Genomic DNA, 13,345 nt, shown 5'->3' with positions numbered 1-13,345 from the left:
TTCTTTTTTAAGTATTAAATAAAAATTTGTCCTGCATAGACTATGTAATATCTTAGCAAAAAGACACCACAAATGACTAAAATAGCGTTTAGCACGGCAAATTCGCGTTTGAAATCATGCACCTTTAAAACACTTAAATCTAAAATGATAGGCACAGCCATACCAAGACCTATGACGCCGATATAAAACATCAGCCCAAGAGAATTTGCGCTAAGTGCGTTTGCTACGGCATCTGCGCCGCTTGCACTTGCACCTTTTACGACCATGAAAAGAGCAACTATCAGCAAAAAATCGACTATTATCGCTAAAAAGTCAAATTTTAATAAAAAGTGTGCAGTTTGGTTTTGCGCTCTCTTTTCATCTTTTAGCACGCCAAGAAGCAGTGTAAATGCACCAGCACAGCTTAAGCCAGAAACTAAGAATAATAGTGGCAAAACTGGTGTGTTCCAAAGTGCGATCTTGTGAGCTGCGCTTAGCAAAAAGCCCGTATATGCGCCAACGCCGATGCCTAAGATGAAAAGCAAAACTCCAAGCAAACCTGAAAGCTTGCTAGCTAAATTTGCAAGCGCGTCAAAAAGAGAAATTTTAAGCGATGCTATCTCATTTTTAAATGCTCCAAGCGCGTATATAACGCTAAGAGGCGTATAAACTAGAAGTAGCGCAACGCCTATTGACATAACTGAGTCAAAGTTATAAAGCAAAAGTATCCAGTAAAAGCTAAGCGGCTTGCCAAGATCAAGCACCAAAAGGGCAAGTCCAAGGATGATCGCCACTGGAGCGATAAGGGCGGCTGCTTTAAAGTAGTAGTTATCCTTGCCAAATTTATTTGAGATAAGCACAGCAACGATGCTAGCACCTGCACTAAGTCCTGCTAAAAATAGATAAAAAGCTATCGGCCAGCCCCAGTAAATTTCTGTGTATTGAGCTAAGCTTCCTGACATGTTATTCATGGTGTGCTCCTTTTGTATTTGCGATCATCGCAAGTGAAGGTTTTGTGTTTAACTCCGCTTTTGGCAAGTAATATTTGCTCTCTTTTAGTTTCTTTGAAATTTTAGAGTTTTCATCATTTACGTCGCCAAAAGTTAGTGCATTTGTAGGGCAGACGCTAACACAAGCTGGGTCTTTGCCCTCTTCTAGCCTGCTCTCATAGCAAAATGTGCATTTGCCTATCTCGCCATCTGGCAAGACGTAGCGAGCGTCGTATGGACAGGCTAGGATGCAGTACTTGCAGCTAACGCAAATTCTATGATCAAGCAGTGTCACGCCATCAGCCGTTTTAAAGCTAGCGCCAGTTGGGCAAACCTCAACACAAGGTGCATCTTCGCACATAACGCAGCTTTGACGTAAAAAGTCAGTCTTTAAATTTGGAAATGTCCCACTCATCTTTGCATGCACCTGAAAGCGGTAAAGTCCCCTTGGCACGTTGTTTGCACTTCTGCAAGCTACCGAGCAGCCTTGACAGCCGATGCATAAATTTTCATCATGTATCATCATATATTTTTTCATTTTCTATCCTTACGCTTTACTTATGCTAACGCCAACATTTGTAACCATAGTCGCAGCCACCGGACCCTCAGCTGGATCAAGAAGCACGCTTGTGTTAAGCCCTACGTGATCTATACTCTTAAGGCCTGGCGTGATGTGTCCAAAGCCGTGATAGATAAAGAGTGTATCTTCTCTAATGCCCTCAGTCACCATAAGCTTGCCCTTTTGCTCGCCAAATTTATTTTTGACTAAAACCGTGTCGCCGTCACGTAAATTTTGCTTTTTAGCGGTGTTTGGATTGATCCAGATAGGGCTATCGCTCATAAGGTCATTTAAAAATGGCACTGCCTGAGTGTGGCCGTTGGTATGGATAGGCGTTTTGCCACAAGTTAAGCAAAGCTCGTGTCCGTCAAATGTGTCCATATCTTTGTCATTTAGCGCGCCATACCCTGCAAACTGTGCCTCGACATCAGGTAAAAATAGCTCTATCTTGCCGCTTTTTGTTTTAAGCTTAGCCATATCGTCCATCAAGCCATTTTCTCCTACAAATTTAGCAGCTGCTGGATATTTAGCGACAAATTTATCGATCAAACCTTTTTCTCTAAACAAAATTCCCGGCTCATCCCACGTGATAAAGCCATCTTTTTCTAGTGCGGCGAGTAAATTTACATCTCCACCAGCTTGTTGCATCCTAAACTCACGTATATCGTTCCAAGTGTAAAGCTCGTCTATCTTCATGCGGCGTGCTAGCTCTCTAAAGATAAACGCCCCGTCCTTCGTGTCGCCAACTGGATCAACGACTTTATTTCTTATCATATAAGCTGGTTTTAGACCTGACTTGTCCTCTATGCCCTCGTCGCGCTCAAGGTAGCTGCTCTCAGGTAAGATGACATCAGCAAAGGTCGCCATATCGTTTAGATAGACATCGCTTACTACGATGAGCTCAAGCTTCTTCATCGCCTCTATGCTCTTCATCGTCTCAGCCACATTTATGAGGTGGTTAAAGCGGATGTTAAACCAACCTTTTATGGCGTAAGGCTTCTCGTTTAAGATAGCGTTATCTATATCCATCAAAACGCCATGTTTTCTGCTTACAAATTTATGCGCTCCAGCCTCGCCAGCGAAGTCTAGTCTAGTGACTTTTGGCACTTTAAATTTCTCATCTGGGTTTTTAAGAACTGGGAATTTATCCTCGCCAACTAGCTTGTTAAAGGTCTTTGCGTTTTTGCCACCAAAAAGACCGCCCTTAACCTCCCAGTTGCCCATCATCGCATTTGCAACCATGATGGCTTTTGTCCTCATGTATTCAGCTCTTGTGGTAGTTGTCTTATGCCCAAAATCAAAAATAACTCTTGGAGCAGCTTTATAAATTTCATCAGCGATGCGTCTAACATCACTTGCTTTTATGCCAGTGATTGTCTCTTGCCATTCAGGCGTTTTGCCCTCTACGCTTTTAACAATCTCATCAAAGCCAGTTGTAAATTTTTCTATAAATTCTTTATCGTAAGTACCATTTTGTATCCAAGTGTTGATAAGCGCTAGCACAAAGGCAAGGTCGGTGCCAGGTTTAACTGGTAACCACTCATCGGCCTTTGAAGCCACAACGCTAAATCTTGGCTCAAGCACAAGTAGCTTTGTATCCTTGCTAGCTGCAAATTTAGCAAGCTTTTTAGCATCAGCTATGACGATACCCTCAAAGAGGTTGTGGCCAAAATTTACAACGTATTTTGCATTTGCAAAGTCTCTTTTTAGCTTAGCTATGCCATACATCTGCTCGCAGACCATTTGATAGGTGATCGGACAGCATGAAAAGTGTGAAAAGCAGTTTGGCGAGCCATAAGCTGAGGCAAAATTTACCATTAGCTTGTGCGTTTGCGAGCTTTTACAGGTAAAGACAAAGCTTTCAGGGCCATACTTTTGCTTGATCTCAAGCATCTTTGAAGCGACATAGTCAAGCGCCTCATCCCAGCTAACCTCACGCCATTTATTTTCGCCTCTCTCGCCAGCTCTGATTAATGGCTTTTTGATCCTATTTTTATCATAGAGCTGACTTAAGCCTGAGCCACCCCTTGCACAAAGAGAGGTTGCTGTACCGCCAGCTTTTGGATTGCCACTTAAAAAACGAACTTTGCCATCAACGACTTTTGCTTCGATAGGACACCTTGAAGAGCACATCTCACAAAAGCTATGAACGTGCTTTTCGCCTCCATTTGCAGCACCTTGCAAAGCACCACCTGATAGAGATGATGCAGCTGCGCTAACTCCTGCACTGAATTTTAAAAATTCTCTTCTATTTAAGCTCATCTTTCTCCCTTTAAAAGAAATTTTACTTTTGTTATTTTATTATTTAAAGATAAAACTAAAATTAAATTTTATTTAATAATTTTTTTTAATTTTAATTTTTTATGATATGTGAGATTAAATATCAAAATAGAGCAAATTTTAAAAATGATAAATTAAGAAGGATTAAATTTTAGTGCGATTTTTGCGTGAATTGTAAAAATTTAAAATTTAAAATTTAAAAAGAGATATTATTTAAGAATTTGATATAAAAATTGAAAATTTAAAGTGTGTTAAAAAGCCGAGAGAGATCTCGGCTTAAGTTTTATATAAGAACTGGAGCTACTATAAATCCAAGGATAACTGATAATGCAACCATTATAGTTCCTGGGATGAAGAATGAGTGGTTAAATACAAATTTACCAACTCTTGTAGTTCCTGTATCGTCCATCGCTATCGCACCTAGTGTTGTAGGATATGTTGGCAATACAAATAGACCAGAAACTGCAGCAAATGAAGCTACAAGTATCCAAATTTGACCTGAATTTTCAGGGCTAGTCATACCAAGAGCAGCAGCAACAGCAGGCATCATAACCTTTGTTGTAGCAGCTTGTGAGTATAGCAAGCAGCTTAAGAAATAAAGCGCAACAGCTAGGATAAATGGATACTGAGTAACGAAGTCTTTTGCAACCTCTTTGATAGCGTCAAGGTGTCCATTAACAAATGTTGTACCAAGCCATGCGATACCAACAACGCAGATGCACGCATTCATACCGCTTTGAAAAGTGCTAGTTGATAGAAGTTTGCCTGTCTCAACCTTGCAAGCTACTGCTATCGTAAAGCCGATAGTTAGCATAAAGCTAATGATAGCTGCATCTCTTGAAAGGATAGGTTTTTCTACTAAATTTAAGCTCTTTGAAATGCATAGCGCATAACAAACAACGATCAAAACGCCAACTGCAAAGATAGCAACTGATCTTTTTGCGTATGGTTTTGGCTCGTGATACTCGACATCCTTAACCTCTGCAACCAAACCTTTTGCAAGTCTATCTTGATAGATAGGATCTTTTGAAAGGTCAAGATCATAAAATTTATTGATAATAAACGCAGTGATAATCATAGCCACAAATGTAGTTGATATACAAATAAATAGCAACACTGGATAGCTAACACCTAGCTTTTCACATAGACCACTCATAGCAACAAACGCAGCTGAGATCGGGCTTGCAGTGATCGCTACTTGAGAAGAGACAACTGAAAGCGCAAGTGGAGCTGAAGGTTTGATATTTTGAGTTTTTGCAACCTCAACGATAACAGGGATCATAGAAAACGCAGTGTGTCCAGTACCTGCAAGGATAGTTAAAAAGTAAGTAACTATCGGAGCAAGAAAGTTGATCTGTTTTGGATTCTTGCGTAAAATTTTAGTTGCTACTTGAACTAAATAATCAAGTCCGCCAGCAACTTGCAAAGCTGTGATCGCTGAGATAACTGAAGCGATGATCAAGATAACATCCATAGGGATGTCTTTCATATCGACTTTCATACCAAGCAAAGCAAGCACAACAACGCCTAGACCACCTGCGTAGCCAACGCCCATACCACCTAGTTTGACACCAAGATAGATGCCGCCAAATAGGACTATAATCTGTAAGATCAGCATTATATCCATCGAAAACTCCTTTATTAAATTTTATTACTAAAATCACCACTTAAGCGTGCCAGAATTTTGGCACGCTTTTAATAATACTTTGCTTAAATTTTTACCTAACCATGCTCGGATTTAGCATATTTTTAGGCTCTAAAATCTTATCGATCTCTTCTTTGCTTAGATAGCCTCTCTCTAGGCAGATATCGCCAACTGCTTTACCTGTTTGAAGGGCTTCTTTAGCGATGCTTGCTGATTTTTCGTAACCGATATATGGGTTAAATGCTGTTACGATACCAACTGAGCCAAGAACTGATTTTAAGCAAGCCTCAGGGTTTGCAGTAAGTTTTTTGATAGCTTTTTCAGCTAATGTTTTCATCGCGTTTTCAAGGATAAATATAGAGTTAAATAGCGCATAAGCGATGCCTGGTTCAAATGCATTTAGCTCAAATTCGCCTCTTTCAGAGCAAAGCATGATAGTTACGTCGTTACCGATAACTTCATAGCAAGCCTCGCCTACAACCTCAGCGATAACTGGATTTACCTTACCTGGCATGATTGAGCTGCCTGGTTGCATTTGAGGTAAATTTATCTCGCCAAGGCCACATCTTGGACCTGAGTTCATTAGTCTTAAGTCATTTGCAATTTTTGAAAGTCTAACAGCAGCAGTTTTAAGCGCGCCACTTACATGGACAAAGTCTGCAGTATCTTGTGTAGCAGCGATGAAGTCATCAGCTTTTTTGAAATCAACGCCAGTGATCTCTTTTAGTTTTTTAACAACTACGTTTTTGTAGTCTGGGTGGCAGTTGATGCCTGTACCTATCGCAGTTGCGCCCATGTTTAGGTATGTCATTGACTCACGAGCTGCTATGATCTTTTCGATGTCACTTTTGATATAGCTTGCAAATGCGTTAAAAGTGTTGCCAAGTGTTGTAGGGACAGCATCTTCAAGCTCTGTTCTACCCATTTTGATGATATCTTTAAAGTCTTTTGCTTTTTTCTCAAGCTCATCTTTTAGCAAATTCATAGCAGCAAGCAAGTCAGTAAGCTTTGCATAAGTTGCTACCTTAATAGAGCTTGGATAAGTGTCATTTGTGCTTTGTCCAAGGTTTGTGTGATCGTTTGGATGAATAAATTGATACTCGCCTTTTTTGTGACCCATGCTCTCAAGTGCGATGTTTGTGATGACCTCATTTGAGTTCATATTTGTACTTGTTCCTGCACCACCTTGAACCATATCAACGACAAATTGATCTAAAAACTCGCCAGCTATTACTCTATCAGCAGCTTTTGCCAAAGCATCAGCTATCTTTGGATCTAAAACGCCAACCTCTTTATTTGCAAGCGCAGCAGCTTTTTTGATCTGCGCAAATGCCTTTACAAAGTATGGATACTCTTTTAATGTTCTACCACTCATGTGGAAGTTCTCAGTAGCCCTAAATGTTTGGACACCATAGTAAAAATCATCAGAAATTTCCAACTCGCCGATGAAATCATGTTCTTTTCTAGTTGCCATAACAGCTTCTCCTTAGTAAAAATTTGTTACCGAGTGAAATTATATAGGTATTTGAGGTTTTAAATATTAATGACTACTTATTTTTTTTAAGCTTTAAGATTTTTAGTTGATAAGACGACGTTTGGAGCAAAATTATATTTCATTTTTAAGCTAATTTTTATGATTTTACTCTTCTAAATTGTTATATTACTAATAATATCACTTTTTTATTATATAAAAAGGGTCAAAATAGCTCAGATTTGTCCTACACTTTAAGTTTAAAAGCCATTTTTGAGAAAATTTAACAAATAATTAATGTAAATTTAAAGTTTAAACAACACAAAAATAAAAAAATTAAGTTAAACTTTAATTATAATATTACTTCGTGACACATTTATATGATGAAAATTTAAAATTTGCGGTTCTGTCTAAATTTACAAACTCGTTATGAATGGTAAATTTAAGGGGATAAATTTAAGTTGCCTCTAGAAATTTCCTAGAGGCAAAGTGAATATTTAGCCTTCAAGTCCTAAATTTGCTCTATACTCTTCGTATGTGCCTTTAAAATCAACGACTTCGCCATTGCCTTTTAGGTGTAAAATTCTATTTGCAAAGGCATCTATCAGCTCCCTGTCGTGGCTTACGCAGATGACTGAGCCATTAAAGTTATAAAATGCCTCGCCAAGTGCGATGATAGCCTCAAGATCGAGGTGGTTGTTTGGCTCATCCATGACAAGTAAATTTGGCCTGTGAAGCATGAGCTGAGCTAGTCTTACTCGGTGTTTTTCGCCACCGCTTAGCGCGCCTACTGCTTTTTCTTGCTCAGCACCGCTAAAGAGCATCCTGCCAAGGCACTTTCTGATCTCGTCTATGTCCTTGTTTTTGGCATCTTGCAAATATTCATATAGCTTTAGCTCTCCATCTATCTTATTTACCGTATCTTGCGCAAAATATCCTAGCTCGATGGTCGCGCCTATATGCACCTCGCCCGCGTCAGGCTTTATCTCGCCCATTATGATCTTACAAAGTGTGCTTTTGCCAACGCCGTTATGACCGATGATGGCTAGCTTGTCGCCCTTTTCGAGCTTAAAGTTAAAGTTTTCAAATATCACTTTATCATCAAATTTCTTACTTACGTTTTTAAGCTCAATTAGCTCGTTTCCTATCTCGCGGTTTGCACGAAATAGAATGCTTGGATCACGCCTGCTTGAGACTGCGATCTCTGCGATATCTAGCTTTTCAAGCTGCTTTGCACGTGAGGTCGCCTGCTTTGCCTTGCTCGCATTTGCTGAAAATCTCGCGATAAATTTCTCCAGCTCCTCTTTCTCTTTTAGCTTCTTATCGCGCTCCATCTCATGCTGCTTTGCGATCAAATTTGCAGCCATATACCAGTCGTCATAGTTGCCTGAAAACTCGCGAATTTTCTTAAAATCCACATCCAAAATATTTGTGCAAACTCTATTTAAAAAGTGCCTGTCGTGACTGATAACCACAAGCGTGCCCTCGTGGCGGTTTAGCTCGTTTTCTAGCCATGCGATCGCGTCTATGTCAAGGTTGTTTGTCGGCTCGTCTAAGAACAAGATGTCTGGCTTTGGAAATAGCACTTGAGCCAGCAAAACTTTAACTTTATCTGAGTTTTCAACCTCGCTCATGAGCTTATCAAATTCATTTAGTCCAAGCGAGCTTAGGATTTTTTCTATCCTAGTCTCATACTCGTAGCTTGGGTCTTCTTCAGCGCTTATCATCTCAAGCTCGCTTAAACGCTCATTTATCTCATCGGTAAATTCCTCGCTCATATAGAGCTTTTCTTTCTCTTTGACAGCGTCATATAGGCGTTTGTTGCCATAAAGCACCGCATCTTTTAGCGTGAAATTTTCAAACGCAAACTGATCTTGTCCAAGCACGCCAACTTTTAGTCCATTTTCTATGATGATCTCGCCGCTAGTTGGCTCGATAGCTCCGCTTAAAATTTTTAAAAATGTCGATTTACCAGCGCCATTTGCACCGATTAGTCCGTATCTGTTGTGGCGATTTAGCTTTAAATTTACATCCTCAAATAGCAAACTGCTTGCAAATCTTTGAGTAAGTCCCCTAACTTCTAACATTATTTTTCCTTGAATTTATTTTTTTGCGATTTTGCCTTAAATTTGATTAAAAAGCCATTTGCTACTTTAGTCTAAAATGCCCCGTGATCTTGTAGCTATAAAGTATGTTTTCTTCTTGCACGCCAGAGCCGATATTGTGGATGACAAGCGGCGTTTGGCCTTCAAATTTATCTGAGATCACGCCGATGTGAGGCAAATTTCCTGGTAGCATCCAAGTGACGATATCGCCTGGCAAAAATTTATCATCACTCACCTCAAAACCTTTTCTTTTTAGATAGGTAGCGATGTTTAAAACACGCCTGTGATCGATGTTTTTATCAGCCTTTTTAAGGCCCCATTTTTTAGGATAGCTTGCGAAATTTCTACTCATATCTTCAAAAATGAGCCTTTGCAGATCCATATCCTGATGACGTAGCGCCCTTACCACAACGTCTGTGCAAACGCCCTTTTTGATATCCACGTCACCCATAGGATAGGCTAGCTTTTCGTAGCTTGGATCGTAGCTTAGCGTCACGTCGATCTGTGACCTAGCGTCATTTACAAATTTACTCGCCGAAAAGGCAAAAATTTGCGTGGCAAAAAGAGCTAAAAGTAGAAATTTTTTCATTTTTACTTTAAAAGCATTGTTTTTAAGATACGTTTTCCTATCTCAACGCCTGGTTGATCGTAGGTGTTGATGCCTAGCATGATACCAGTGGCCGAGGTTAGTAGCTCATAGTAAAAAATGAGCCAGCCAGCGTGAAACTCATCAAGTCTCTCAAGTGTGATCGTATCGACACTTATGCCCTCTTGCACCAGCGCCATAGCCGTCGCATCGCACTGCAAATTTATAAGCTCATTTAGGCTTAGACCCGCCACAAAATCGCACTCTTCAAGCCCTTTTAGGCTTAAATTTGGGATAGTCTTGTCGCTTGCGTGATCTTTTATCTTTATAAATGTCACGCTCTTATCTTTTACACCGTCCATGATAAGCTGCAAAAAGCTGTGCTGATCGCGGCTGCCGACAAGTCCAACTGGCGTAAGTCCGACCCTTTTATAGCCTCTTTTTTTACCAAGGCTCTCCGCCCAAAGCTGCACATACCAGTCGTTAAATTCAAAAAATCTATCGCAATAGCTAAAAATGACATTTATGCTGGCACTTCTGCTAGTGGCGTAGTGGTAGGCCTTAGCGATGATAGAGCTATCTTTTTGCTCGATGTATTGCTTCTTGCAAGCAAGTGCCCCTTCCAAAAGTGCTTTTATATCGTAGCCGCAGATACCAAGAGGCACAAGGCCGATCGCACTTAGCACGCTAAATCTCCCGCCCACATTTTTTGGGATATTAAAAAATTTAATCCCATTTTCTTTGGCGAAATTTTCTAAATTTGTGCCAGGATCTGTGATGATGAGGAAATTTTTGCCCAAATTTTGAGGTTTAAAGTCATCAAGCAAACACTTAAAAATAGTGATCGTCTCGATCGTATTGCCTGATTTTGAGCTTATTATAAAAAGTGTCTCATCAAATTTTAGCCCACTAAGCGTGCTTTTGTAGCTGCAAGGATCGACGTTGTCTAAAAATAAAAGCTCTCTTTTTATCCCCTTTGTGCCTTCAAGCATCGATTTTAGCGCCTTTACGCCAAGACTGCTGCCACCAATACCAACAAGTACTACATTTTTGATATGAGCTAGCCCTTTTTCATACTCTTCGATCTCGCCAAGCAAATTTTGCCCAAGCACTGGCAGGTGGTAGTAGCCTATCTCGCCGCTTTCGTACTCGTCGTTTATGCGTTTGGCGTAGGAGTCAATGACCTCGCTGCTTGCAAAGTTAAATTTAAATGAAGTCTCTATCATTTACTGCGCTCATAAAAGAAATTTGTAGCCTCGACAAAGCCATCGATGCTGCCGCAGTCAAACCTCTTGCCCTTAAATTTATAAGCTAGCACCATGCCATCTTTTGCCTGCGTTTTTAGTGCGTCTGTGATCTGAATTTCGCCGTTTTTGCCCGGTTTTGTTCGCTCTAAGATGTTAAAAATATCTGGCGTTAGGATGTAGCGGCCAATTATCGCTAAATTTGTTGGAGCCTCAGCAGGATCAGGCTTTTCAACCATATCATCAACCATTATGAGATCATCTTCTATAAACCTACCGCTTACGACGCCATAAGACTTGGTCTGCTCTTTTGGCACCTCCATCACTGCAACGACGCTGCAGCGATACTTTTCATAAATTTTAACCATTTGTGAAAGCACGCCCTCGCCATTTTCATTTATGCATAGATCATCTGCCAAAATGACCCCAAAAGCTTCATCTCGAACTAGCGTTTTACCCGTATAAATGGCGTGTCCAAGCCCTTTCATAGCATTTTGCCTAGTAAATGAAAATGTGCATGAGCTCATTAAATTTCTAACTTCGCTTAGTAGTGACTCTTTTGAACTGCCTGCGATCTCTTTTTCTAGCTCGTAGCTGATGTCAAAGTAGTCCTCAAGCGCCCTTTTTCCACGTCCTGTGACAAAGGCCATATTGTCCATGCCAGCCTCAAGCGCCTCATCAACGCCGTAGTGAATGAGCGGTTTTGTAAGGATCGGTAGCATCTCTTTTGGGAGTGATTTTGTAGCTGGTAAAAACCTCGTTCCATATCCAGCCGCTGGAAATAGGCAAGTTTGTATCATTTTAGTCCTTCATGAAAAATTGCAAAATTCTACTATCTTTTCCTTAATAATATAAATTTGTCTGAATTTACAAGGCTTTAATTAGCAAATTGATAAGATTTTTGAAATTTTAAAAAAAGAGCAAATTTGCAGACGATTGATAGGATTTTTAAAGCCCAGCTTGATATAAAAAAGTCAAATTTCTTAGCATTTTTATGCCCGATAAGCTCGTTTAAAAGCTTGCACGAACACCTAAAAGAGGAGCATTTTAAGGCTGTTCACGTAGTTTGGGCGACAAGGGAGCTAAACAAATACGGACAAATCGTTGAAAATCAAAGTGATGACGGCGAGCCAAAGGGCACTAGCGGCCAGCCAAGCCTAAACGCACTAAGAGGGGCGGGGCTTATAAACGTTGGGGTCTTGATAGTTCGCTACTTTGGCGGGATAAAGCTTGGCACCGGAGGGCTTGTTAGAGCCTACTCAGGAGCTGTGAATGAAGCGATAAATGAGGCGATAAAAGATGGTGGCGTGATTAAATTTGAGATAAAAGATGAAGTTAAATTTTTTACGCCATTTTCGCTGATGAGCCGCTTTGAACACTACTTCGCCACTAAAAATTTAAGCGAGTTTGAAAGAGAATTTAATGATCTTGGAGCGATTTGGAGCGTAAATTTAAACGAAGCCGAGTTTGCTGAGCTATTTAAATTTTGTAAAGAATTTGAAGCAAGCGAGTTTAAATTTCTAGCCTTGCCACTTGGCAGCAAAGCGCTGTTTATTTATTAATTGTAAAATCGCACAAATTTAAAAAGAAAGTAAAAAATGGAAATTTGGAACGACATTTATAACCACTTTAACCCAGTCGCCTTTAGCCTCTTTGGCTTTAGCGTGCATTGGTATGGGCTTATGTATATTTTAGCCCTTGTTTTAGCACTTGCCATGGCAAAGTATCTCGTTAAAAAAGATGATATCCCTATATCAAATCAGCTTTTGGACAACTACTTTTTTTGGGTAGAAATAGGCGTCATTTTAGGCGCTAGACTTGGCTGGGTTTTAGTATATTCAGGTGAAGCAAGCTACTATCTAACGCAGCCTTGGCAAATTTTTAATCCAATACACAACGGCGAGTTTATAGGAATTCGCGGCATGAGCTATCACGGCGCTGTGGTTGGCTTTTTGCTAGCTACGATTTTATTTTGCAAAAGATATAAGCAAAACGCTTGGCAGCTACTTGATCTTTGCGCCATCTGCATACCTTTTGGCTACACCTTTGGCAGGATAGGAAATTTCTTAAATCAAGAGCTTTTTGGACGCGTCACAGACGTGCCTTGGGCGATAAATGTCTTTGGTCAGCCAAGACATCCAAGCCAGCTTTACGAGGCATTCTTAGAAGGTTTAGTTATTTTTGTCATTTTATTTTTATATAGAAAATATAAGAAATTTAATGGCGAGCTCATAGCACTTTACGCCATTTTATACACATTTGCAAGATTTATTTGTGAATTTTACAGAGAGCCTGATTCTGGACTTGGATTTATTATTTTTAGTCTATCAATGGGGCAAATTTTATCACTTATTATGTGTGGGTTGGGAATTTTTGTCTATATTAAACTCTATAAGAGATTTACGAAAATTTAATGTCAATATTTAAAATTTATTAAAGTAAAGTTCTGATAACATTAGCTTTATCAATTAATGCTAATGTTTAAAT

General features: G+C 39.8%; 11 protein-coding genes. 2 read left to right on the top strand and 9 right to left on the bottom strand.

Features of this window, described 5'->3' with window-relative positions:
• Nucleotides 1–14: 14 nt before the first annotated feature.
• From nrfD to galU, 9 genes are all read right to left on the bottom strand, one after another.
• Entirely contained in the window at nucleotides 15–950 is a 936-nt protein-coding gene (gene nrfD / locus UNSWCS_RS03590) for an NrfD/PsrC family molybdoenzyme membrane anchor subunit (RefSeq protein WP_021087330.1), read from the bottom strand.
• Complete coding sequence (locus UNSWCS_RS03585) at nucleotides 943–1,506, bottom strand: 4Fe-4S dicluster domain-containing protein (protein ID WP_004317626.1); 564 nt, start codon at nucleotides 1,504–1,506, stop codon at nucleotides 943–945. Before UNSWCS_RS03585 ends, nrfD begins: the two co-directional genes overlap by 8 nt.
• Before the next feature lie 9 nt (nucleotides 1,507–1,515).
• Nucleotides 1,516–3,789 carry a thiosulfate reductase PhsA gene (gene phsA, locus UNSWCS_RS03580; protein WP_021087401.1) on the bottom strand — a complete coding sequence of 758 codons (2,274 nt, stop codon included), beginning with the start codon at nucleotides 3,787–3,789 and terminating at the stop codon, nucleotides 1,516–1,518.
• A gap of 301 nt (nucleotides 3,790–4,090) precedes the next feature.
• A complete protein-coding gene (locus UNSWCS_RS03575; RefSeq protein WP_021087407.1) occupies nucleotides 4,091–5,434 on the bottom strand; it encodes an anaerobic C4-dicarboxylate transporter in 1,344 nt (447 codons plus the stop codon).
• A gap of 91 nt (nucleotides 5,435–5,525) precedes the next feature.
• Nucleotides 5,526–6,926, bottom strand: a complete 1,401-nt coding sequence (locus UNSWCS_RS03570) for an aspartate ammonia-lyase (protein ID WP_021087358.1) — start codon at nucleotides 6,924–6,926, stop codon at nucleotides 5,526–5,528.
• Between the two features lie 494 nt (nucleotides 6,927–7,420).
• Nucleotides 7,421–9,010 carry an ABC-F family ATP-binding cassette domain-containing protein gene (locus UNSWCS_RS03565; RefSeq protein ID WP_021087380.1) on the bottom strand — a complete coding sequence of 530 codons (1,590 nt, stop codon included), beginning with the start codon at nucleotides 9,008–9,010 and terminating at the stop codon, nucleotides 7,421–7,423.
• Between the two features lie 61 nt (nucleotides 9,011–9,071).
• On the bottom strand, nucleotides 9,072–9,617 hold the full coding sequence (locus UNSWCS_RS03560) for a DUF1287 domain-containing protein (protein WP_021087387.1): 546 nt from the start codon (nucleotides 9,615–9,617) through the stop codon (nucleotides 9,072–9,074).
• A gap of 2 nt (nucleotides 9,618–9,619) precedes the next feature.
• Entirely contained in the window at nucleotides 9,620–10,840 is a 1,221-nt protein-coding gene (locus tag UNSWCS_RS03555; RefSeq protein ID WP_021087402.1) for a glucose-6-phosphate isomerase, read from the bottom strand.
• Entirely contained in the window at nucleotides 10,837–11,658 is an 822-nt protein-coding gene (gene galU, locus UNSWCS_RS03550; RefSeq protein WP_009294249.1) for a UTP--glucose-1-phosphate uridylyltransferase GalU, read from the bottom strand. Before galU ends, UNSWCS_RS03555 begins: the two co-directional genes overlap by 4 nt.
• Before the next feature lie 126 nt (nucleotides 11,659–11,784).
• On the opposite strand from galU, the gene UNSWCS_RS03545 reads away from it, so the two are divergent.
• On the top strand, nucleotides 11,785–12,420 hold the full coding sequence (locus UNSWCS_RS03545; protein ID WP_021087298.1) for an IMPACT family protein: 636 nt from the start codon (nucleotides 11,785–11,787) through the stop codon (nucleotides 12,418–12,420).
• Nucleotides 12,421–12,456: 36 nt separating this feature from the next.
• Nucleotides 12,457–13,272, top strand: a complete 816-nt coding sequence (gene lgt, locus UNSWCS_RS03540) for a prolipoprotein diacylglyceryl transferase (RefSeq protein WP_021087350.1) — start codon at nucleotides 12,457–12,459, stop codon at nucleotides 13,270–13,272.
• Nucleotides 13,273–13,345: the final 73 nt, after the last annotated feature.

The organism is Campylobacter concisus UNSWCS, from assembly GCF_000466685.1.
Taxonomy (GTDB): Bacteria; Campylobacterota; Campylobacteria; order Campylobacterales; family Campylobacteraceae; genus Campylobacter_A; species Campylobacter_A concisus_A.
The sequence above is the reverse complement of the archived record's forward strand: the minus strand, read 5'-3'. Positions and strand labels throughout refer to the sequence as shown.

Bases quoted from the DNA above. Each gene is read 5' to 3' on its own strand.
- UNSWCS_RS03555 (WP_021087402.1), bottom strand. From the start codon at position 10,840: ATGATAGAGACTTCATTTAAATTTAACTTTGCAAGCAGCGAGGTCATT.
- UNSWCS_RS03570 (WP_021087358.1), bottom strand. From the start codon at position 6,926: ATGGCAACTAGAAAAGAACATGATTTCATCGGCGAGTTGGAAATTTCT.
- lgt (WP_021087350.1), top strand. From the start codon at position 12,457: ATGGAAATTTGGAACGACATTTATAACCACTTTAACCCAGTCGCCTTT.
- nrfD (WP_021087330.1), bottom strand. From the start codon at position 950: ATGAATAACATGTCAGGAAGCTTAGCTCAATACACAGAAATTTACTGG.
- UNSWCS_RS03560 (WP_021087387.1), bottom strand. From the start codon at position 9,617: ATGAAAAAATTTCTACTTTTAGCTCTTTTTGCCACGCAAATTTTTGCC.
- UNSWCS_RS03585 (WP_004317626.1), bottom strand. From the start codon at position 1,506: ATGAAAAAATATATGATGATACATGATGAAAATTTATGCATCGGCTGT.
- galU (WP_009294249.1), bottom strand. From the start codon at position 11,658: ATGATACAAACTTGCCTATTTCCAGCGGCTGGATATGGAACGAGGTTT.
- phsA (WP_021087401.1), bottom strand. From the start codon at position 3,789: ATGAGCTTAAATAGAAGAGAATTTTTAAAATTCAGTGCAGGAGTTAGC.
- UNSWCS_RS03565 (WP_021087380.1), bottom strand. From the start codon at position 9,010: ATGTTAGAAGTTAGGGGACTTACTCAAAGATTTGCAAGCAGTTTGCTA.
- UNSWCS_RS03575 (WP_021087407.1), bottom strand. From the start codon at position 5,434: ATGGATATAATGCTGATCTTACAGATTATAGTCCTATTTGGCGGCATC.